The organism is Arthrobacter sp. UYCo732, from assembly GCF_040547265.1.
GTDB lineage: Bacteria > Actinomycetota > Actinomycetes > Actinomycetales > Micrococcaceae > Arthrobacter.
The window spans coordinates 229404-249573 of record NZ_JBEPPJ010000001.1; the positions used below are offsets into that span (position 1 = coordinate 229404).

22 protein-coding genes are annotated in these 20170 nt (G+C 63.1%); 19 read left to right on the forward strand and 3 right to left on the reverse strand.

All coding sequences use genetic code 11. The annotated features are described in order from the left end of the window. Positions 1–11: 11 nt before the first annotated feature. From ABIB45_RS01015 to ABIB45_RS01095, 17 genes are all read left to right on the forward strand, one after another. On the forward strand, positions 12–875 hold the full coding sequence (locus ABIB45_RS01015) for an L-threonylcarbamoyladenylate synthase (protein WP_354214023.1): 864 nt from the start codon (positions 12–14) through the stop codon (positions 873–875). After that, on the forward strand, positions 872–1645 hold the full coding sequence (locus tag ABIB45_RS01020) for a WecB/TagA/CpsF family glycosyltransferase (protein WP_354214024.1): 774 nt from the start codon (positions 872–874) through the stop codon (positions 1643–1645). Before ABIB45_RS01015 ends, ABIB45_RS01020 begins: the two co-directional genes overlap by 4 nt. Then, complete coding sequence (locus ABIB45_RS01025) at positions 1642–2601, forward strand: glycosyltransferase (RefSeq protein ID WP_354214026.1); 960 nt, start codon at positions 1642–1644, stop codon at positions 2599–2601. Before ABIB45_RS01020 ends, ABIB45_RS01025 begins: the two co-directional genes overlap by 4 nt. Beyond that, on the forward strand, positions 2598–3710 hold the full coding sequence (locus ABIB45_RS01030) for an MraY family glycosyltransferase (protein WP_354214028.1): 1113 nt from the start codon (positions 2598–2600) through the stop codon (positions 3708–3710). The genes ABIB45_RS01025 and ABIB45_RS01030 overlap by 4 nt, the downstream gene beginning before the upstream one ends. 93 nt (positions 3711–3803) lie before the next feature. After that, a complete protein-coding gene (locus tag ABIB45_RS01035) occupies positions 3804–4286 on the forward strand; it encodes a Cg1360 family ATP-synthase-associated protein (protein WP_354214030.1) in 483 nt (160 codons plus the stop codon). A 55-nt stretch (positions 4287–4341) separates the two neighbouring features. Next, positions 4342–4617 carry a hypothetical protein gene (locus ABIB45_RS01040; RefSeq protein ID WP_282329072.1) on the forward strand — a complete coding sequence of 92 codons (276 nt, stop codon included), beginning with the start codon at positions 4342–4344 and terminating at the stop codon, positions 4615–4617. A gap of 81 nt (positions 4618–4698) precedes the next feature. Next, positions 4699–5499 carry a F0F1 ATP synthase subunit A gene (gene atpB, locus ABIB45_RS01045; RefSeq protein WP_354153622.1) on the forward strand — a complete coding sequence of 267 codons (801 nt, stop codon included), beginning with the start codon at positions 4699–4701 and terminating at the stop codon, positions 5497–5499. Positions 5500–5578: 79 nt separating this feature from the next. Continuing rightward, positions 5579–5797 carry an ATP synthase F0 subunit C gene (gene atpE, locus ABIB45_RS01050; protein ID WP_211882710.1) on the forward strand — a complete coding sequence of 73 codons (219 nt, stop codon included), beginning with the start codon at positions 5579–5581 and terminating at the stop codon, positions 5795–5797. Positions 5798–5850: 53 nt separating this feature from the next. Next, the gene (locus ABIB45_RS01055) at positions 5851–6408 is read left to right on the forward strand and encodes a F0F1 ATP synthase subunit B (protein ID WP_354153623.1); all 558 of its coding nucleotides are present in this window, start codon (positions 5851–5853) and stop codon (positions 6406–6408) included. Beyond that, the gene (locus ABIB45_RS01060) at positions 6408–7235 is read left to right on the forward strand and encodes a F0F1 ATP synthase subunit delta (protein WP_354214031.1); all 828 of its coding nucleotides are present in this window, start codon (positions 6408–6410) and stop codon (positions 7233–7235) included. The genes ABIB45_RS01055 and ABIB45_RS01060 overlap by 1 nt, the downstream gene beginning before the upstream one ends. 83 nt (positions 7236–7318) lie before the next feature. Further along, a complete protein-coding gene (atpA, locus tag ABIB45_RS01065) occupies positions 7319–8956 on the forward strand; it encodes a F0F1 ATP synthase subunit alpha (RefSeq protein ID WP_185260921.1) in 1638 nt (545 codons plus the stop codon). A gap of 75 nt (positions 8957–9031) precedes the next feature. Continuing rightward, entirely contained in the window at positions 9032–9925 is an 894-nt protein-coding gene (locus ABIB45_RS01070; RefSeq protein WP_354214032.1) for a F0F1 ATP synthase subunit gamma, read from the forward strand. 75 nt (positions 9926–10000) lie between these two features. Further along, positions 10001–11455, forward strand: a complete 1455-nt coding sequence (gene atpD / locus ABIB45_RS01075; RefSeq protein ID WP_354214034.1) for a F0F1 ATP synthase subunit beta — start codon at positions 10001–10003, stop codon at positions 11453–11455. A 1-nt stretch (position 11456) separates the two neighbouring features. After that, entirely contained in the window at positions 11457–11741 is a 285-nt protein-coding gene (locus ABIB45_RS01080) for a F0F1 ATP synthase subunit epsilon (protein WP_354214035.1), read from the forward strand. 10 nt (positions 11742–11751) lie between these two features. Continuing rightward, complete coding sequence (locus ABIB45_RS01085) at positions 11752–12183, forward strand: DUF2550 domain-containing protein (protein ID WP_354214036.1); 432 nt, start codon at positions 11752–11754, stop codon at positions 12181–12183. A 4-nt stretch (positions 12184–12187) separates the two neighbouring features. Continuing rightward, positions 12188–13495, forward strand: a complete 1308-nt coding sequence (locus tag ABIB45_RS01090; RefSeq protein ID WP_354214037.1) for an alpha/beta hydrolase-fold protein — start codon at positions 12188–12190, stop codon at positions 13493–13495. Continuing rightward, positions 13492–16062, forward strand: coding sequence for a bifunctional lysylphosphatidylglycerol flippase/synthetase MprF (locus ABIB45_RS01095; protein WP_354214038.1), 2571 nt, complete (start codon positions 13492–13494; stop codon positions 16060–16062). The genes ABIB45_RS01090 and ABIB45_RS01095 overlap by 4 nt, the downstream gene beginning before the upstream one ends. 82 nt (positions 16063–16144) lie before the next feature. Here ABIB45_RS01095 and ABIB45_RS01100 read toward each other — a convergent pair whose 3' ends face one another. Together ABIB45_RS01100 and nucS are read right to left on the reverse strand one after the other, a co-directional pair. Next, complete coding sequence (locus ABIB45_RS01100) at positions 16145–16348, reverse strand: cold-shock protein (RefSeq protein ID WP_050687909.1); 204 nt, start codon at positions 16346–16348, stop codon at positions 16145–16147. A gap of 284 nt (positions 16349–16632) precedes the next feature. Further along, positions 16633–17328: an endonuclease NucS gene (gene nucS, locus ABIB45_RS01105; protein WP_354214039.1), complete on the reverse strand. Its 696-nt coding sequence runs from the start codon at positions 17326–17328 to the stop codon at positions 16633–16635. 37 nt (positions 17329–17365) lie between these two features. Here nucS and ABIB45_RS01110 point away from each other — a divergent pair, with 37 nt between their 5' ends. Both ABIB45_RS01110 and ABIB45_RS01115 read left to right on the forward strand, forming a co-directional pair. Continuing rightward, positions 17366–17734: an Rv1322 family protein gene (locus ABIB45_RS01110; protein WP_354214040.1), complete on the forward strand. Its 369-nt coding sequence runs from the start codon at positions 17366–17368 to the stop codon at positions 17732–17734. Positions 17735–17788: 54 nt separating this feature from the next. Further along, positions 17789–18589: an alpha/beta hydrolase gene (locus tag ABIB45_RS01115; protein ID WP_354214041.1), complete on the forward strand. Its 801-nt coding sequence runs from the start codon at positions 17789–17791 to the stop codon at positions 18587–18589. Positions 18590–18655: 66 nt separating this feature from the next. Here the strand turns inward: ABIB45_RS01115 and ABIB45_RS01120 are convergent, their stop codons facing one another. Then, entirely contained in the window at positions 18656–19831 is a 1176-nt protein-coding gene (locus ABIB45_RS01120) for an AI-2E family transporter (protein WP_354214409.1), read from the reverse strand. Between the last annotated feature and the right edge of the window lie 339 nt (positions 19832–20170).

The window sequence follows — 20170 nt, forward strand, 5'->3', positions numbered from 1 at the left end:
AGAATAGGCCAGTGACCACAACCTACAACTGCACGTCAGAGGACCAGCGCGCCCTGGGCCTGGAGCATGCCCAGCGTGCCATCAGCGAAAAGAAGTGCGTGGTCTTTCCCACCGACACTGTCTACGGGATCGCGGCCGACGCCTTCTCGCCGCAGGCCGTCACCACGCTGCTGGTCGCCAAGGGACGCAGCCGGGCCATGCCGCCGCCCGTACTCATCCCAAGGATCAATGCCCTGGACGGACTGGCGACGGATATTTCCGCAGATGCCCGCAAGCTGGCTGAGGCATTCTGGCCCGGCGGCCTCACCCTGATCCTGCACGCCCAGCCGTCGCTGGACTGGGACCTTGGCGATACCCAGGGAACAGTAGCCCTCCGCATGCCCGCCGACGAAGTGGCCCAGGAGCTCCTGACCCTAACCGGTCCACTCGCGGTGTCCTCCGCCAACCGCACCGGCCAGGCCCCCGCGCAGACCGCAGCCGAAGCGCGGGCCCAGCTCGCGGAATCGGTGGAGGTCTACCTTGAAGGCGGCTTCCGGCCGCTGGAAGGAACGGACGCAGTGGCATCCACCATCGTTGATGCCACCGGGCCCATCCTGCGGGTGGTGCGCAACGGTGCCGTGTCCTTGGACCGGCTCCGGGAGCATGTTCCGGGCGTCCTGGGCCTGGGTGAAATTCCGATGGCTGAGACTGAAGAAGCTGCGCCTGGGGAAGCTGAAGCGGAGAATGCAGCGCAGGACAAGGCTGCTGGGCCCGGGCCTGCAGCCGAACCTGTAGCAGCAGCAGAGCCGGCGGAACGCCAAGAGCCTCAGACGGCCGCAGGTGCACCGGACGTGCGGGCACCCGTAGTGCCCGCCGAAAAGGATCCGGAGGCATGATCCTTGGCCGCGACCGCCTACGACTGCTGGATGTCGAGGTCACTGCCCTGCCGGAACAGCGCATGGCCGGCGTCCTCGGTGACCTCATTGCAACGGGAGGCCGGCGCACGGTAGTCGGTCACAACCTGCACAGCTGCTACCTCTACCACACGCTGCCGGACTTCAAAGCGCTGTATGACTCTGCTGACGTTGTCCTCCTGGACGGCGCTCCGGTCTACGCAGCCTGGAAGCTTCAGGGACACGCGGCCACGGCCGATTCCAGTTTCCGGGTGGGTTCGACTGACTGGATCAAGCACCTGGGTTCTGTGACCGGCCTGGACCGTGTGGCTGTAGTGGGAACAAACAGCCTCAGCAATGCCGCAGCGTGCCGCAAGCTCGAAACACTCCTGCCCGGAACTAAGGTGCTCGGCTGGGCGGGGGAGGACTGGCACCCGGAGCGGGAACTCGCCGTCGTACATGAACTCCGGGACTTTGGACCGAACCTGGTCCTGGTGGGGCTTGGCATGCCGCTGCAGGAATCCTTCCTGTGGCAGCGCCGTGATGAGTTGCCGGACGCCGTCTATGGCGCTGTGGGCGGCGCGCTGGACCAGATCTCCGGACACCAGCGGCTCGCCCCGCGGTGGCTGGGCCGGCTCGGCTTTGAATGGCTCTGGCGCCTGGTCCACTCCCCGCGAAGGGTTTTCGGCCGTGTGTTCTTTGAACCCTGGAAGCTGGCCGTCGTCCTGGCCGGCCGCAAATTACGAGCCATGACTGCAGGGGCAAGCAAATGACCGGAAACGTCGTCGCCGTGGTGGTCACATACAACCGGCGGGAGCTCCTGGAAACCACGCTCCGGGGCATCACGACAGGAACGGTCCTGCCCTCCACGGTAGTCATCGTCGACAATGCGTCCACTGACGGCACTGAGAATTTCCTGGCCGGATACACCGGTCCCGTTGCCACGGATACCATGCGGCTGCAGCAGAACCTGGGCGGCGCCGGAGGGTTTGTAGTAGGCATGGAGCGGGCGGTTTTGGACCACGCAGCGGACTATGTCTGGATCATGGATGACGATACGGAGCCGCAGCCCGGAGCCCTCGCCGAAGCCCTCGGAGCAGCGCAGTCCTACGCCGCGGTGTCCGGCGATGAGCCAAGTTTTGTGGCCAGCCGGGTCGTGTGGACTGATGGCCGCGACCACCCGATGAACAAGATGCGCCCGAGGATTGGTGCCACCGACCAGGAGCGCGAGCTCGCGGGCCGGGCAGGGGGAGTGCAGATCAGGACGGCGTCGTTCGTCTCGATCCTCATCGATGCCGGCGAAATCCGGCGCTATGGCCTTCCCATAGCTGACTACTTCATTTGGAACGACGATTTGGAATACACGGCCCGGATCTCCCGGCACCGGAATGCCATCTCGGTGGAAAAGTCCGTCGCGAACCATCACACCAAGTCCTTTGGGGACGCGGGAGCCGATCCCGGTACACGCTTCTACTACGAAGTGCGCAACAAAATCTGGGTCTATACCCGGTCCGCGGCCCTCACCCCGTGGGAGAAGATCCTGTACTCCGGCGCGTCGGTCCGTAACTGGACCCGGACCGTCGCTCGCTCTCCCAACAAGGGACTGCTCCTCAAGGGGCTCCTGCGGGGACTGCTGCACGGGATGAAAGCGCCGCGCAGCAACGAGCAGGTCCTCAACGGGATCTATCCGCTCCGCGATGTGCGGCTGACCGGGGGACCTGTCGCATGATCATGTACCTGCTCATGGGGCTGACGGCCGCCGTCGTCTCCTATGGGGGCACCTGGGGTGCCCGCGTTGTGGGCAACAGGCTGCAACTCCACATGCCTATCCGCAGCCGTGACATGCACTCGGTCCCGGTGTCCCGGCTGGGTGGTGTGGCCATCTTTCTTGGCGTGCTTGTTGCCCTCATCGTGGCCAGCCAGTCCTTCTTCGTCAAAGACATCTACCGGAACAACTTCTCGCCGTGGGGCGTCCTGGCTGGCGCGGCGGTGATCGTGCTGGTGGGGGTGGCGGATGATCTCCTGGATATCCGCTGGTGGGTCAAGCTCATTGGCCAGAGCGTGGGAGCTTTGGTGGTGGCCATCTGGGGAGTGCGGATGACCATTGTCCCGTGGGTGCCGGAGCCGATTGTCCTCGAGAACGACATGCTCCGCACCGTGCTGACCGCGGGGCTGATCGTCACCACCATGAATGCCTTCAACTTCATTGACGGCCTGGACGGGCTGGCCGCCGGCGTGGCGATCATCGGCGGAACCGCGTTCTTCTTCACGGCTTACTGGGTGCACCGCAACGCCGTCCTGCTGGACTATTCGGACCTCGCCACGCTGGTGACGGCCGTCGTCGTGGGCAGTTGCATCGGTTTCCTGCCGCACAACTGGTTCCCGTCGAAGATCTTTATGGGCGATTCCGGTGCCATGCTCATCGGGCTGCTGTTCGCCGCCGCGGGTATCGTGTCCACCGGCCAGATCACCTCCGGGCTGTATGACAGAGCCAACGGTATCTCCACCGTGATCCCTATTCTGTTGCCGTTCGCGGTGCTCTTCCTGCCGTTGCTGGACCTTGGATTAGCCGTAGTTCGCAGAACGGCCAGGGGGCGTTCGCCCTGGTCCGCAGACCGTGGACACCTCCACCACAAGCTCCTGGACATCGGCTACTCCCACCGGACCGCTGTGATCCTGATGTACCTGTGGACCGCGGTGCTGTCATTCGGCGGCCTGGCTTTTGCTGTATTCCCCTGGCAATACGTCTTGGCCGTTGACCTCTTCGCCTCGCTGGTGATGGGCCAGCTAACGGCATGGCCGTACCTGCGCCGGGGGAGCGACGAGCCGGCCACGTAACCGTGTTCGGATTCATTTCTATCTCGTGTAGAATTTAGGGGCAGCCAAAGCTGCCCCTCCACCCAGCCCCAGGGCGCCGACGATTGGGATCTCATGACCTCCAACGCCGACCCCGGACCCGCGTCCGGCAACGGATCCGTTGGTGGCTCCGGTCCCACCCGGTCGCTGTGGCTGCGCCTCCTGGCCATCAGTTCAGCTGCCGGTGCCGGCGCGATCATTCTGGCGGGGATTCCGGCTGTCATCCTGAATGGGCCCGACGGCGTCCTGTCCAGTACCTTGGGCGGCCTCCTGGTCATGGTCTTCTTCGCTATCAGCCTCCTGGTCGGCCACTTCATGGGGCGCAATAACCCGTCCGGTGCCATCGGAATGTTCGTGGCCACCTACTTTGTCAAAGTAGTGGGTTTCGCCGTTGTGCTGTTCCTGATCGGAGCACCCGCCTGGTTGCACGGCCGATGGTTCCTGATCGGTGCTGTTGCCACTGTTGTCTTCTGGCAGGCCGCCGAGATCTACGGCTTCAGCAAGGCACGCCTGCAGATTTACAACGACCCGGAGCCGAAGGAGCCGCACGATGTCTGAGCGGAAACGACCAGCCGAAAACGGCTCTTCCGCGCCCAAGAACGCTGCTCCCACGATGGGGGTGTCGGCCGAAAACAACGACGGCGGATACAACGCCGGAATGGCCGTCTTTAGCTACATTATTGGCGGAATCATCGTCTGGAGTTTGATAGGGTGGGGTCTGGATAATCTGTGGGGAACCCGCTGGATCGTGCTCGCAGGCGCTCTGCTTGGAGCTCTCGGGGGTTTCTATCTTTCCCACATGCATGGCCTTACCAGTTCCAGAACCACGGCCGGTAAGAGCAGAGCAGACAGCGGCCCGTCCGCGGACGGAAACACAAATGCCAAATAATTTCACAGGGGGAGCTGCGGAGCACAAATCCGCGGGTCCTCGACCAACGCCCAATGATGGACACTGCAGAGAGGAAACGCGTTGATCGCGCTTGCGCTCCCGGCCCAAGATTCAGGAGAGTTTAATCCTCCTGGAATTGAAGAAATGCACCTGCCGGCAATCCTGCCGTGGGGGGTGGCTGACGGATTCTCCAAGCAGATGCTGCTCGTAATCCTGTCGGTCGTCATTATCGCCACATTCTTTCTGCTAGCTGCGCGGAAGCAGCAGCTTGTTCCCGGCAAGCTCCAGTTCGCTGGTGAAATGGCCTATGGCTTTGTGCGTAACAGCATCGCCAAGGACATTATCGGTGGCAAAGACTTTATGAAGTATGTGCCGCTGTTGTTCAGCCTCTTCTTCTTTATCCTCGTAAACAACATTTACGGCGCCATTCCCGTGATTCAGCTGCCGAGCTTCTCGCACGTCGGCGGCGCCTATGTCCTGGCGGGCATTGTGTACGTCACGTGGATTGGCATTGGCATCAAGAAGAACGGCCTGAAGTACTTCAAGCTGGCCACGGTACCCTCCGGTGTACCGGTCTATATTCTCCCGCTCATCATCCCGATCGAGATCATCTCGAACTTCCTGGTCCGGCCCGTCACGCACAGCCTCCGTCTGTTTGCCACCATGCTGGCCGGCCACCTGATCGTCATGATCGCCGGTTCCGGCATTGAGTTCCTCATCATGCAGGAGAGCGTCCTTCTCAAGGGAGCCTCGGTACTCGTCCTGGCCGGTTCCATCGCCATGTACATGCTCGAGGCGCTCATCATGGCCCTCCAGGCGTACGTCTTCACGCTGCTGACTGCCATCTATATCGAAGGCGCGCTGCACGCGGACAGCCACTAAGGCACCTACAATCTTCCCCTCACGGGGATGAAGCAACCCAAACAACCTGCCACATGGGTGGCATCTTGAAAGGAAAACCATGAACGGCTCCATCAACGGCTCCCTCAACCTCATCGGCTACGGCCTCTCCGCCATCGGTGGTGGTATCGGTGTGGGTCTCGTGTTCGCCGCTTACATCAACGGCGTAGCACGTCAGCCGGAGGCCCAGCGCGTCCTGCAGCCGATCGCATTCCTCGGCCTGGCCCTGACTGAAGCCCTCGCCATCCTCGGCCTGGTCTTCGCCTTCGTTCTCAAGTAAACCTTCAGAACCAAGCGAACATCCAGAACCGAGTAGATAAGGACGGGTGAATTATGTATCAAACGATCATCTCAGCCGCCGTGGAAGGCGCCGAGGCGACCAACCCGCTCGTTCCCAACGTCTGGGAAATGGGCGTTGTCCTCGTCGGCTTTGCTGTCCTCATGTTCATCGTGGTCAAGTTCGTTGTCCCGATGTTCGAGAAGACGTTTGCAGAGCGTGCCGAGGCCATTGAAGGTGGCATTGCTAAGGCAGAAAAGGCGCAGGCAGAGGCTTCTGCAGCACTCGAAGAGTACAAGCAGCAGCTCACGGAAGGCCGCGCGGAAGCTAACCGCATCCGCGAGGAAGCCCGTGCTGAAGGCGCCCAGATCCTTGCAGATCTGAAGGAAAAGGCTGCCGCTGAGTCTGCCCGCATCACGGCACAGGCACACGTGCAGATCGAATCGGAGCGCCAGGCCGCAGTTGTGTCCCTGCGCTCCGAGGTAGGCACGCTGGCCACCACGCTGGCAGGCCGCATCGTTGGCGAAGCACTCAACGATGACGAGCGTTCTGCCCGTGTGGTTGACCGCTTCCTGGCAGATCTGGAGAACCAGAACGCAGGTGCAGCTAAGTAATGTCAGGTGTATCGAGCGAATCGCTGACCAAGGCGCTGACCCAACTGGAAGCAAAGCTTCCGTTGGCCTCGCTGCAGTTGGCTAAGGAACTCTTCGGAATCCTGGGAACGGTGGACAGCTCGGCTGGCTTGCGCCGCGCCCTGACTGACCCGTCCCGCACCGGTGACGAAAAGTCGGCGCTTGTCAGGCAGCTGGTTGGCGGAAAAGTCTCCGCTGAGGCTGCGGACATCGCGGGCGGACTGGCCAGTTCACGCTGGGCATCGGCCCGAGATATCGGCGATGCACTCGAGACGCTTGCCGCAACGGTGGTTATCGCCGTTGCTGAAAACAAGTCGGCCGTTTCTGCCTCCGGAATCTCTGGGCTGGAAGAGCTGGAGAACGATCTGTTCTCCTTCAACCAGGCCGTTGCCTCCAACCACGAGGTACAACGTGCTCTGTCTGAGCCGCAGGCCAGTGCTGCAGCGAAGACCGGGTTGGCGCAGAAGTTGCATACCGGCGCAGGCGAGGAAGCAAACGTCCTCATTGCGCAGGCGGTTTCCCAGCCCCGCGGCATCAAGCCGACCATGCTGGTAGCCCGGTTCGCCGAGCTGGCAGCCAAGCGGCAGCAGCGCTGGATTGCAACGGTCAGTGTCACCCGTCCTTTGACGGAAACGCAGTTCGCCCGCCTCCAGTCAGGGCTTAATTCCCTGTACGCTCGCGAGCTCAAGATCAACCTCACCGTTGATCCTGAACTGATCGGTGGAATCCGCGTCCAGGTGGGTGACGAAGTGCTTGACGCTTCGGTTATAACCCGGCTGGGTCAGCTTCACCGCCAACTGGCCGGTTAGCCGGACAAGCACAACTTAACGAAACGAAACCCCGGTCATCGTGAGCAACGATGATCACGAAAACAGGAGAGCAGGGACTGCAGATGGCCGAATTGACCATCAACGCCGACGACGTCCGTAATGCGTTGAACGAGTTCGCGGCGTCCTACGAACCCGGAAACGCAGAGCGCGTAGAGGTTGGCCGTGTAACAACCGCAGGTGACGGCATCGCCCGTGTTGAGGGCCTTCCCTCGGTCATGGCGAACGAGCTGCTTCGCTTTGAAGACGGCACCCTGGGCCTGGCCCAGAACCTTGACGTCCGCGAGATCGGTGTCATCGTACTCGGTGACTTCACCGGAATCGAAGAGGGCCAGGAAGTCCACCGTACGGGTCAGGTTCTGTCCGTACCGGTAGGCGACGCCTTCCTCGGCCGTGTGGTTGACCCCTTGGGCCAGCCCATCGACGACCTCGGCGAGATCAAGGCCGAAACCACCCGTGCTCTGGAACTCCAGGCGCCCGGCGTGACCCAGCGTAAGTCGGTCCACGAGCCGATGCAGACCGGTCTGAAGGCTATCGACGCCATGATCCCGATCGGCCGCGGCCAGCGTCAGCTGATCATCGGTGACCGCCAGACCGGCAAGTCGGCAATCGCTATCGACACCATCATCAACCAGAAGGCCAACTGGGCTTCCGGCGACGTGACCAAGCAGGTGCGTTGCATCTACGTGGCAATCGGTCAGAAGGCATCCACCATTGCGGCTGTCCGTCAGACCCTTGAGGACAACGGCGCTCTGGAATACACCACCATTGTGGCTTCCCCGGCGTCTGACCCCGCAGGCTTCAAGTACCTGGCACCGTACGCCGGTTCGGCCATCGGCCAGCACTGGATGTACGGCGGCAAACACGTCCTCATCGTGTTTGATGACCTCTCCAAGCAGGCCGAGGCGTACCGTGCAGTGTCACTGCTGCTGCGCCGCCCGCCGGGACGCGAAGCTTACCCGGGCGACGTCTTCTACTTGCACTCCCGCCTGCTGGAGCGTTGTGCCAAGCTCTCTGACGAGCTCGGTGCCGGTTCGATGACCGGCCTGCCACTCATCGAGACCAAGGCAAACGACGTCTCTGCCTACATCCCGACCAACGTGATCTCCATTACCGATGGCCAGATCTTCCTGCAGTCGGACCTCTTCAACGCTAACCAGCGTCCGGCTGTCGACGTGGGTGTCTCTGTGTCCCGCGTTGGTGGTGCTGCACAGGTCAAGTCCATGAAGAAGGTCTCCGGTACTTTGAAGCTGGAATTGGCCCAGTACCGCGACATGCAGGCTTTCGCCATGTTCGCTTCGGACCTTGATGCCGCATCGCGCCAGCAGCTGACCCGTGGTGCCCGCCTGATGGAGCTGCTCAAGCAGGGCCAGTACTCTCCGTTCCCGATCGAGAACCAGGTTGTGTCCATCTGGGCCGGTACCAACGGCTACCTCGACGAGGTTCCGGTTGAGGACATCAACCGCTTTGAGACCGAATTCCTGGAGCACCTCAAGCACAAGTCCTCCATCCTGACCACGCTGGCGCAGACCAACGTTATGGACGATGACACTGCCGAAGCACTGAAGACTGCAATCGTGGCCTTCAAAAAGGGCTTCTTCGGTGAAGGTGACAACCGCCTGGTAGGCGCCGGCCACGAGGAGCACGACGCTATCTCCGAGGGTGACGTTGACCAGGAAAAAATCGTCAAGCAGAAGCGCTAGTTTCGCTGGCAGGGACTGCCGGGACCTTTGAGGTTCCGGCAGTCCCGGCCATCGGGATCTTAGGAAAGGAAAAGTATGGGAGCCCAGATTCGGGTCTACCGCCAGAAGATCAGCTCGACCACGTCGATGCGCAAGATCTTCAAGGCGATGGAACTGATCGCTACCTCGCGCATTGGCAAGGCCCGCGCACGCGTAGCGGCTTCACTGCCTTACGCAAACGCGATTACGCGTGCCGTTTCTGCTGTCGCGAGCCAGAGCGAAATCGACCACCCGTTGGTCACCGAACCGGAGCAGATCCGCCGGGCCGCCGTCCTGGTCATCAGTGCTGACCGCGGCCTTGCCGGTTCCTATTCGGCAAGTGTGCTTAAGCAGGCGGTTGGCCTCAACGAACTGCTCCGCGGAGAGGGCAAAGAAGTCAAGACGTATGTGATGGGCCGCAAGGCGCAGGCGTACTTTGACTTCCGCACCCTTCCTTACGAGCGGGTGTGGACCGGCAACACGGATGCGCCCGAGTTTGGAACTGCACGTGAAGTCGGCGCGGCACTGCTCGAAGCCTTCGCGGCAGACTATGAAGAGGGTGGCGTGGACGAGATCCATGTCGTTTACACCCGCTTCAAGTCCATGGTGATGCAGGAGCCGACGGTTATCCGGCTGCTGCCGCTCGAGGTTGTTGAAGAGCAGGCGGCGTCCGAGTCGGACCTCCTGCCGCTCTACGAATTCGAGCCGGAGGCGGAACAGGTCCTTGATGCCCTGCTGCCGCGCTACATCGAGTCACGCATTTTTGCCGCCATGTTGCAGGCCGCAGCTTCCGAGCTTGCAGCCCGCCAGCGGGCGATGAAGTCTGCCGGCGACAACGCCACGGACCTTATCAAGAAGTACACGCGTCTGCGCAACACAGCCCGACAGGCTGAAATTACGCAGGAGCTTTCTGAAATCGTTGCCGGTGCCGACGCCTTGAACGCGTCCTAGCCCGGTCCGGTCCAGCTGTACCTGCACTAAAGAACAAACTTAACCCCACGCCATCTACTGAGTGAAGTGAGAGAGATGACTGCCACTGCTACCGAACACGTAGCCGCGACGACCGGTGCTACCGGCCGTATTGCACGTGTTATTGGCCCGGTTGTCGACGTCGAATTCCCGGCTGACGCAATCCCCTCGATTTACAACGCACTCACCACCGAGATTACCCTCAACGGTGAGACCAAGACCATCACGTTCGAGGTTGCCCTGCACCTCGGCGACAACGTGATTCGCGCCATCTCCCTGCAGGCAACCGACGGACTGGTCCGCGGTACCGCTGTGGTGGATACCGGTGCCCCCATCTCCGTGCCCGTCGGCGACGTCGTCAAGGGGCACATCTTCAACGTCCTCGGACAGCCGCTTGACGTGACGGAGGCCGAACTCGAGATCACCGAGCGCTGGCCCATTCACCGCAAGGCCCCGGCCTTTGCGACGCTTGAGGGTTCCACCGAGATGATGGAAACCGGCATCAAGGTCATTGACCTTCTCACCCCGTACATCAAGGGTGGAAAGATCGGCCTGTTCGGCGGCGCCGGCGTGGGCAAGACGGTTCTGATCCAGGAAATGATCACCCGTGTGGCCCGTAACTTCGGTGGTACCTCTGTATTCGCCGGTGTTGGCGAGCGTACCCGTGAAGGTAACGACCTCTGGGTCGAAATGGAAGAGGCAGGCGTCCTCAAGGACACCGCCCTTGTATTCGGCCAGATGGATGAGCCGCCGGGAACGCGTCTTCGAGTTGCACTGTCTGCCCTGACCATGGCGGAGTATTTCCGCGATGTGCAGAACCAGGACGTGCTGCTCTTCATCGACAACATCTTCCGCTTCACCCAGGCAGGCTCCGAGGTTTCCACCCTCCTCGGCCGCATGCCGTCGGCCGTGGGCTACCAGCCCAACCTGGCTGACGAGATGGGCCTCCTCCAGGAGCGCATCACGTCCACCAAGGGCCACTCGATCACCTCGATGCAGGCCATCTACGTTCCCGCAGATGACTACACCGACCCGGCCCCGGCCACGACCTTCGCACACCTCGACGCAACCACGGAACTTTCTCGTGAAATTGCTTCCCGTGGTCTGTACCCGGCCGTTGACCCGCTGACGTCGACGTCCCGCATCCTGGACCCGCAGTACATCGGTCAGGCCCACTACAACACGGCTGTCCGCGTGAAGCAGATCCTGCAGAAGAACAAGGAACTCCAGGACATCATCGCCATCCTTGGCGTTGACGAACTGTCGGAAGAGGACAAGATCGTTGTGTCGCGTGCACGCCGTATCCAGCAGTTCCTCTCCCAGAACACCTACACCGCCAAGCAGTTCACCGGCGTCGAGGGCTCTACCGTCACCATCAAGGACACGGTTGAAGGCTTCACTGCCATCTGCGACGGCGAGCTTGACCACATTGCAGAGCAGGCGTTCTTCAACGTCGGCGGCTTGGACGATGTTGAGCGCCAGTGGGCCAAGATCCAGGAACAGACCAAGTAATATGGCTGAGCTTGAGGTTGAGATTGTCGCAGCGGACCACTTCGTGTGGTCCGGAGCGGCCACGATGGTCAAGGCCCGCACCAGTGATGGTGAGATCGGAATCCTGCCCGGCCACTCGCCCCTGCTGGCGATCCTGGCCGAAGGTGAACTGGCCATTGAGCCGGTTTCCGGGAACCGCATTGCCGTGGCTGTTGACGGCGGATTTTTCTCCGTCGACAACAACCGCGTGGTGATTGTTGCTGACAACGCCCAACTGGGTGACGCGGCTACTGCTGGGATCCGCTAGCACGACCCTGATGGACGCGCCCACTTTTACGTTCATCGCCCTGGCAATCACCTTTGGATTGCTGATATTTGCCCTGTGCCTTGTGGGGGTGCGCCGCTTCAATCTGCGGCGTGCCCTCGGCACGGTGGACGCCTCCATTTGCACGGTTGGAAACAGCTGGCAGATGGGGGTTTGTCGTTACCAGGACAACGACCTTGAATGGTTCCGCCTGGCGTCCCTGAGCCTGCGGCCCAAACATAAGTTCAAGCGCAGTTCCCTGGAACTTCTGGGCCGGCGCAAGCCCACCGAAGCCGAGGCAGTCAAGGTACAGCCCGACGTCGTGATCGTGGAACTGCGCTGCGAAGGCCAGGACCTGCGGCTGGCCATGAAGTTCGATGCCTACACGGGTCTATCTTCCTGGCTGGAAGCCGGTCCTGTCATCGGCGTCGGCACGTGGCGCTAGGCACGTGGACTGGGTCGAGGATATCCGGCTGACGGGCGGGCCGCTGTATTGGTCCGCCTGGGTACTTGGTGCTGCCGGAGCGGCGTTCCTGCTTTGGCTTCCGAGGCTTCCTGGCCGCCGCCGCTGGTTACTCAGCGTTGCCGCCGCCCTGGCCGTCACTGCAGGCCTGGTCTTGCTGATCCACTGGATGCTGATCTACCTGACGTCGGTTTTCCCCAACGACGTACCCTACGCCGTTCTGACGTGGGTTTTTGCCGCCGCTGCGTCGCTGCTGGTCCTGCTGCTCCGCGTTCGCTTCGATTCATGGCGGCGCCGAGGGCTCGACGTGGTGGCGTTTGCGGCCGTCCTCCTGCTGTCAACTGTGCAGGTCAACGCCTACTTCGGCCTCAACCGGACCATCGCTGATCTGACGGGCACCGCCATTAGCCGCATCCCTGCCCTTGAACCCGCCCTGATGCACCAGCCCGGAACACCTGCCCTGCCGTTCACCGGGTGGACGGCCGCCGGTACACTGCCTGACAACGGCGTTCTGCGCACCGTGTCCATTCCCGGCACCGCTTCCGGGCTCCAGACGCGTACGTCCTACGTTTATCTTCCGCCGGCCTACTTCGCCGCGAACCGTCCCAGCCTTCCGGTCCTGGTGCTGGTTCCCGGCCAGCCCGGTGGTCCCGCTGACTGGCTTACAGGCGGCTCCCTGCTGCCACGGATGGAGAGTTTCGCAGACCGGCACGGGGGAGTGGCGCCCGTGGTGGTGGTGGTGGATCCCAACGGCAGCCAAAACGCCAACAATCTGTGCATGGACAGTGACCTTGCCAAAGCGGACACCTATCTCTCGGTGGATGTGCCTGACTGGATCGTGCACACCCTGGACGTTGACCAGGATCCCCGGCAATGGGCGGTGGGCGGTTTCAGCTTTGGGGCCACGTGCGCCGTTCAGATGGTGACCCGCCATCCCGACCGCTATACAGGTTTCCTCGCCTTCGCCAGCGAACGCGAGCCTGCGGTTGCCAAAGAACGTCAAAAAACTATCGATGCCGCGTTCCATGGGGACACCGAGGCCTTCGATGCCCAGCTTCCCCTGACCCTGCTCGGCGAACGTGACTATTCCGGCAAGGTGGGCTACTTCGCCGCGGGAGCCAACGATCAGGAGTTTGTGGCAAACATGCAGACCCTTGCGACGGCGGCGAGCGGGGCAGGATTCACTGTGCGGACGGACGCGGTTCAAAAGACCGGCCATTCCTGGGACATGTTGACGCCGGGCATGGATAATGGGCTTGAGTTGCTTGCCCAGCACTGGGGGTGGGAGCGTTGAAGACCGTCCGTGAAGCCTCTGCCCCGGCCCTGTTCTGGTCCACCGTGGGGGTGCCGGCTGTTCAGCGGTTCGCCGGCTATCTCCGGTCGGTGCCCCTGACTCTGGGATTCCTTGGTCTGTTCCTGGTGGCGGGACTACTGACCGACAGCTTCCTCGGCGGGCCGCCGGAGGAGCTCCTGCCGCTCGCCGGCGTCAGCGCTCCCGGCCTGCGGGCCGGGAACTGGTGGTCCCTGGTGACGTCACTGTTCTTTGCCACGAATCCGCTGGCTTATGTCGTGGCCTCTGTGATGATCCTGCTGCTTTTGGGCGTGGCGGAGAAGAAGCTTGGCGCACTCCAGACTGCCGCGCTCCTCCTGGCGGGCCAGTTTGCCGCCGTTACCGTGTTCCTGCTGCTGACTCAGCTGGCCCACTATGTGGGGGACGGCTGGCTGGGCCTGATGACGGAGAACGCCCTGATTGGTCCGTACGCCGCAATCCTCGCAGTTTCCATGGCAGCGAGCGGCAGGCTGCCGGTTCTCTGGCGGCGCCGGCTGTGGACGCTCGTTCTTTCCGTGGCACTGCTGCTGGTCCTGTACGTCGGGCATGCGGAGACGGTCATCGGGCTGGTCGGGGCCTTGGTGGGCCTTGCAGTCAGCTGGTGGCAGGAGGTCGACCTCGGCCCCCTCCATGCACCCCGCTCGACGGGCCGCGAGACCAGGAACCTGCTCGCGCTCACGGTAGCCGTCTTCGCCGTCGGACCCATCCTCACAGCTATCGCCCGGACGCCTACGGGTCCGCTGGCCCTGCTACGGGACGTGCTGCTGAATCCGGTGCCCACCTTGGGCCAGCTGGAGGCGAACTGCGGGTCCACCGTGGAGGCCAGTTGTTTGGAGGTGGGGCGCGCGGGCTTCGCGGGCCCCTTTGGGCTGGCCCTGGCCGTCGTTCCGGTAGTCCTGCTCCTGATCTGTGCCGACGGCATGCGCCGTGGACGCAGCATGGCACTTCGTATCACCTTGGTCATCCAGCTGGCAGTTACGGCCCTCGCAGCCGTGTACCTGGGGCTGTTCGCCGTCATTCCGCACTATCCGTCCCGGCCGCAGACCGCCGCCATGGGGTCAGGTTTTGCCCATATCCTGCCCCTGGTCGCGGTACCCCTGGTGCTGTCCGTGCTGCTGTGGGTCAACCGGCGCCAGTTCCGCGTGGAGACCGTCCCCGCGGCCCGTCGCCGGCTGGGCGTGGTGGTGGGCGGTGTGTGGCTGGTCCTGGTTGGTGCCTATTCGTTGGCCTGGCTGGCCGCGGGTGGAATGATGCGCGATGGCGGCCCGCTGGGTCTGCTGGCCGAGTTGTCCAGGCAGTACCTTCCGGTTCCCCTGCCGAACCTCTACCGCAGGGTCTTCGCCGAACGCGACAGCGTGGAGGCGCTGATCTTCGGTTATGCCGGTCCGGTCTTCTGGCTGGTGGCGCTGGTCGGCGTCTGGATAGTGCTGGTAGGGCGCCACCATGTCAGCAATTCGGGGCACGCTGACCGGGCCGCAGCCCGCCGACTGCTCCACGAGGGCGGCGACTCCCTGTCGTGGATGGCCCTTTGGGAACCGAACCGCTATTGGTTTAGCCCCGATGGCCGGGGCGCGGTGGCGTACCAGCAGCACGGCAGCGTGGCCTTGACGCTTGCCGGCCCGTTTGGCCCCCGCACCTCCCGCGAACGGACCGCCGAGGGCTTCATCAACTACTGCGGCGGTCGCGCCCTGGCCCCGGCCTTCTACTCCTGTGACGGCGCATTGTGGCCGTTGCTTCGCGGCTTGGGTTTTCAGCGGGTGGCGGTAGCGCAGGAAACCAGGTTGGCCGTCCGGGAACTTGACTTCAAGGGCAAGGAGTGGCAGAACGTTCGCACCGCGCGGAACAGGGCGGTCAAGTCGGGCGTCACCGCTGTCTGGGGGACGTATAACCAACTCCCGTCGGCTCTGCGGGCCAGGCTCAGCGAAGTATCGGAGGAATGGGCCGCAGCCAAGACGGTGCCGGAAATGGGCTTTACCCTGGGCACCATCGATGAACTGATGGACGATGAAGTCCTGTGCTGCCTTGCCGTGGACACGGACGGCAACGTGCATGGGATTACCAGTTGGCTGCCGGTCTACGAGGACGGGAAACTGGTCAGCCGTACCTTGGATGTGATGCGGCGCGGCACTGAAGGATTTCCCGGCGTCATGGAGTTCCTGATCGCCGCGGCGGTGGTGGAACTGCGTGACTCAGTACCCGTGATCTCGCTCTCCGGCTCGCCTCTCGCGAGCCTGCCGGACGGCGCGGAGCCCGGCGACGGGGCGCCCGGGGGCATTGCCCCGCAGGACCCCGTACCCGCCGAGAACCTGGTCCGCATCCTTGACGTGGTGGGCCATGCGCTGGAACCTGTCTACGGGTTCCGGTCCCTGGCCGCCTTCAAATCGCGTTTCCAGCCGGAGTACCGGACCCTGTACCTGTACTACCAGGATCCACTGCAGTTGCCCGCCATTGGCCGGGCACTTACGCGTGCCTACTTGCCGGGCCTCTCCCTGCGGCAGGGCGCACGGCTGGTCCGCGAACTGGTGGGCTGATCCGGCCGGAAACAAGGATCCCCGGCACGGGTGCCGGGGATCCTATTGCTGGAAGCCGCAACGCGGCGACTTCCTGCACGTACTAGACCAGCGTTACGCCGGTAGCCTGGGGGCCCTTGGCGCCCTGACCGATTTCGAACTGAACGCGCTGGTTCTCGTCGAGGGTCTTGAAGCCACCGGTCTGGATCTCGGAGTAGTGAACGAAGACATCGCCATCCGCGTCATCCGGGGTGATGAAGCCGAAGCCCTTTTCAGCGTTAAACCACTTGACGGTTCCCTGTGCCATTTGTTTCTCCTCATGATGGATTTGTCTAAGTCCGGCACACCTCGTGCTGGACTTGGTCACTCCGCGAGAAGAATCCTTCACTGCCGTCCCGATTGAACAGGCCGTGCAGACACTTCGCGCTCGCAACTTGTCTTGCGAGCATGAAAAAACACGTACACAAAGACTGATCTAAGAATTTCATGCCGTCCCCGTCTGGTCAACGGCCAAGCCGGACAATCTTGGGTAAAAACAGCATGAATCCCCTCGTCAGAGGCCTATTCGCACAGATGGGCATGTGCCGGGCGTCAGAACAGCCGGGATTCGGTGTCGTCCACTCCACGCATGGCATCGTAGTCCAACGTGATGCAGTCGATGCCGCGGTCGTTGGCCAGGACTTTGGCCTGGGGCTTGATCTGCTGGGCGGCGAAGATTCCGCGGACAGGTGCCAGCAGCGGATCCCGGTTCAGCAGTTCCAGGTAGCGGGTCAACTGCTCCACGCCATCGATGTCGCCGCGACGCTTCAGTTCGATCGCTACAGTGGCGCCGTTGGCGTCCCGGGCCAGGATGTCCACTGGCCCGATGGCGGTGAAGTATTCGCGTCGGACCAGCGAGAAGCCGCTTCCGAGGGTTTCAATCTGGTCAGCAAGCAGTCGCTGCAGGTCCGCTTCGACGCCGTCCTTGATCAGGCCTGGATCAACCCCCAGATCGTGGGAGGACTCATGGATCTGCTCGTGGATGTTGATGATGAGGCGGTCATCGGTTTTGGCGGACTGGACAGTCCACTGCTCGGTCACGCCAAGCTCCAAGTCAACATCCTCAGGCGTGGACACGCGCAGGGTTGCCGGCGGGCTCATCCAGTTCAGCGGCTTGTAGGAACCGCCGTCTGAATGGACCAGCACGGAGCCGTCGGCCTTGACCAGCAGGAGCCGGGTGGCAAGGGGGAGATGGGCTTTGAGCCGGCCAACATAATCAACTGAACATCGGGCTATGACAAGTCGCACGCCGTACACACTACCGGGGCTAGGGCAGAATGGAGGCATGCCGCGTTCCAACCGTCCCCGCCGCCCTGCCGCCGGAAAGGGTGCGGCCGCCAAGGGGAGCCTTGCCGGCAAGGTGGCCGGCAAGAAGGGCAACGGCGAGGTCCCGGAGCTGGATCTGGAACGCGCACGGGCAGGGATTGCGCGGCGGGAAAGCGCCCCCGACGGCGAGTGGATGGTCAGGACGATGACCGCCAGGAACGCGGAAAAGACCTACATCTGCCCTGGCTGCTCCACTGCAGTTGTTCCCGGCGTGGCCCACCTGGTGGTGTGGAAGGACGACCACCTGTTCGGCGCCGCCGCAGGCCTCGCCGAACGCCGCCACTGGCACACCAACTGCTGGCTGTCCCGGACGTACCGCTACCGCTGAGTTGCGGCAGTGCAGCGGGGACGGGGCCAGCCCGGAGTCGCTATGCTGGCAGGCATGACTTTTGATCCGGCGTCGTACGAATTCAGCCAGCCCACGGGCCCGTCACCCATCCGCGCTTCCACGGTCCTGCCGGCGAAGCGGGAGAACATCGAACTCCACACCGAGGACGGCTACAAACTCGTAGGGGAGTTGGCGCTGCCGGAATCCGGTCCCATCACCGCGACGCTGATCACCTTGCATCCCCTCCCTACCCACGGAGGGTTTATGGACTCCCATGTCTACCGGAAGGCGTCCTACCGGCTCCCGGCCCTGGCCGGGGTGGCCGTGCTTCGCTTCAACACCCGCGGGACCGCATCGCCGCGCGGCACCAGCGCAGGATCGTTCGAAGAGGGGATCGGTGAACGCCTGGACGTGGAGGCGGCCGTGCGCTTCGCCGTCGAACGCCAACTGCCCAACCGCTGGCTGGTGGGATGGTCCTTCGGAACCGAACTGGCGCTGATGTACGGGGCGGTTGAACCGGTGGCAAGCCAGATTGAGGGTGCCGTGCTGCTGTCGCCACCGCTGCACCGGGCCACCGACGCGCACCTGCGGCTCTGGGCGGAGGCCGCGAAGCCACTGACGGTCCTGGTGCCCGAGCATGACGACTACCTCCAGCCCGCCGCTGCTGCTGAACGTTTCAGCCTGGTGCCGCAGGCCCGGGTGGTGGGGGTCGACGGCGCCAAGCACCTGTGGGTGGGGGAGAAGTACGCTTCCCGGGCGCTCAACGAGATCGTGGATGAGGTGACCGAAGCAGGTTCCGGTCCCCACGGCCTAACCACGCAGTGGAACGGTCCGGTGGCTACTTCGGCTGCCTAATATCGGCGCTCGGCGGCTGGTCCGGGTGGCCTGGTCCCGGTGATTGCCAGGGCCGATGGCCGGGTCCTAGTGCTTGTCCTGGCGGGCGATGTAAATCTCCTTGACCAGGAGCAGGATGGCCGCCGCCGTCGGGATGGCGATCAGGGCGCCCAGCACGCCGAGGAGGCTGCCGCCGGCGATGACTGAAATGACGGCGACCGCGCCCGGCACCGCCACGGCTTTCTGCATAATACGCGGGGAGATGAAGTAGGCCTCGAACTGGAGGTAAGCGAAGTAACAGACGCCGTAGGCGGCAGCCGTCTGCCAGCCCGCGGTCAGTGAGATAACGACTACCACGATGCCTGCGATCATGCCGCCCACCAGGGGGATGAAGGCCAGCAGCGCCACCACAAAGGCCAGCAGGAGGGCAAACGGGACGCCCACGATAGTCATCACTATGAAAGCGAACGTGGCATTCAGCAAGGCCACACAGGCCTGCCCGATAACGTAGTTGCCTACGGACCGGGTGATCTCCTCGGAGAGTGCCTCCACGCGGGCGCGGCGGGACCGCGGCGCCAGCCGGTAGCCCCATTTCTTCATGGCTGGGAGTGCCCCGAGGAAGTACAGGCTCAGCACCAGGACAATGAGGGTGCCGAAGAGTCCGTTCGCCAGGGTGGAGCCGAAGCCCACCACCCCGCCGAAGATCCCGCCCATGGCCTCGGGGTTGTTGACGAACTTATCCAGTTCCTCGTTGATCCGGTCCCGCACCCCGAACTGGTCGTCCAGGCTGCGGAAAAAGTCGGAATCGATGAAGTCCCGGACCCAGGTGGGTGCCTGCTCCACAATTTGGGTCACCTGTTGGACGATGGTGGGAATGAGCGTGGCGAAGAACCCGGCGACAGCGCCGATGAGGACGGTCACCGACACGAGGATGCCCGCCGGGCGGGGGACCTTCCGGTTTTCGAGCCAGCCGACAACCGGTTCCAGGCCCAGGGCGATGAAGAGGGCGGCCACAATCCACAGGAGCAACTGCGTGGTGTTGGAGCCGATCCAGTAGACCAGCAATGCCAGGCCCACACCCACGGTGCCCATGAATCCCACATAGAGGGGGTGCTGCATAGACATGCGGGGGCCCGGACGGCCGAACTGCCGGCCTGATTCGTCGGAGTCCGCGGCCTGGTCTTCGGTGTGGATGTATTCCGGCGGTATCTCAAACCGGAGCCTGGGCTGGGCGCCGGGCAACGGCTGGCGCAGGCGCCGCATCACTACGCCCAGTGCCCGGCCGGCCGTCCCCCTGTGAGTCCGGGGCCCAGGACTTTCCGGCAGTGACGGCCCGGTGCCGGCAGCCGCGTGATTGTCGTGTCCCGTGGAGGACTCTTCCGTCTTGTCAGTCACTGGATTCTGAGGCCTGTTCCGTGCGTGGCGCCGCATGAGCGGGCGGTGTGATGATCATCGCAAACACTATCAGCCGCCCTGTCAGCAGGAGCGAGGGCGCCCGGCAAGAGGATGAAAGGTCCGCTGTCACCGGGGGCTGTGCCCCACCCCAACGGGGGTTCCGGTAACAAAACGGTTACTATTGAAACTAAACCCCCGCTGATGATT

What these genes read in the sequence shown, in the direction of transcription:
- ABIB45_RS01020 (WP_354214024.1), top strand. Translation starts at nt 872, where the DNA reads ATGATCCTTGGCCGCGACCGCCTACGACTGCTGGATGTCGAGGTCACT.
- ABIB45_RS01035 (WP_354214030.1), top strand. Translation starts at nt 3,804, where the DNA reads ATGACCTCCAACGCCGACCCCGGACCCGCGTCCGGCAACGGATCCGTT.
- ABIB45_RS01055 (WP_354153623.1), top strand. Translation starts at nt 5,851, where the DNA reads ATGTATCAAACGATCATCTCAGCCGCCGTGGAAGGCGCCGAGGCGACC.
- ABIB45_RS01060 (WP_354214031.1), top strand. Translation starts at nt 6,408, where the DNA reads ATGTCAGGTGTATCGAGCGAATCGCTGACCAAGGCGCTGACCCAACTG.
- ABIB45_RS01100 (WP_050687909.1), bottom strand. Translation starts at nt 16,348, where the DNA reads ATGGCACAGGGAACCGTCAAGTGGTTTAACGCTGAAAAGGGCTTCGGC.
- ABIB45_RS01120 (WP_354214409.1), bottom strand. Translation starts at nt 19,831, where the DNA reads ATGCGGCGCCTGCGCCAGCCGTTGCCCGGCGCCCAGCCCAGGCTCCGG.
- ABIB45_RS01080 (WP_354214035.1), top strand. Translation starts at nt 11,457, where the DNA reads ATGGCTGAGCTTGAGGTTGAGATTGTCGCAGCGGACCACTTCGTGTGG.
- ABIB45_RS01110 (WP_354214040.1), top strand. Translation starts at nt 17,366, where the DNA reads ATGCCGCGTTCCAACCGTCCCCGCCGCCCTGCCGCCGGAAAGGGTGCG.
- ABIB45_RS01040 (WP_282329072.1), top strand. Translation starts at nt 4,342, where the DNA reads ATGGGGGTGTCGGCCGAAAACAACGACGGCGGATACAACGCCGGAATG.
- ABIB45_RS01115 (WP_354214041.1), top strand. Translation starts at nt 17,789, where the DNA reads ATGACTTTTGATCCGGCGTCGTACGAATTCAGCCAGCCCACGGGCCCG.
- atpE (WP_211882710.1), top strand. Translation starts at nt 5,579, where the DNA reads ATGAACGGCTCCATCAACGGCTCCCTCAACCTCATCGGCTACGGCCTC.
- ABIB45_RS01025 (WP_354214026.1), top strand. Translation starts at nt 1,642, where the DNA reads ATGACCGGAAACGTCGTCGCCGTGGTGGTCACATACAACCGGCGGGAG.
- ABIB45_RS01085 (WP_354214036.1), top strand. Translation starts at nt 11,752, where the DNA reads ATGGACGCGCCCACTTTTACGTTCATCGCCCTGGCAATCACCTTTGGA.
- ABIB45_RS01030 (WP_354214028.1), top strand. Translation starts at nt 2,598, where the DNA reads ATGATCATGTACCTGCTCATGGGGCTGACGGCCGCCGTCGTCTCCTAT.
- atpD (WP_354214034.1), top strand. Translation starts at nt 10,001, where the DNA reads ATGACTGCCACTGCTACCGAACACGTAGCCGCGACGACCGGTGCTACC.
- atpA (WP_185260921.1), top strand. Translation starts at nt 7,319, where the DNA reads ATGGCCGAATTGACCATCAACGCCGACGACGTCCGTAATGCGTTGAAC.
- ABIB45_RS01070 (WP_354214032.1), top strand. Translation starts at nt 9,032, where the DNA reads ATGGGAGCCCAGATTCGGGTCTACCGCCAGAAGATCAGCTCGACCACG.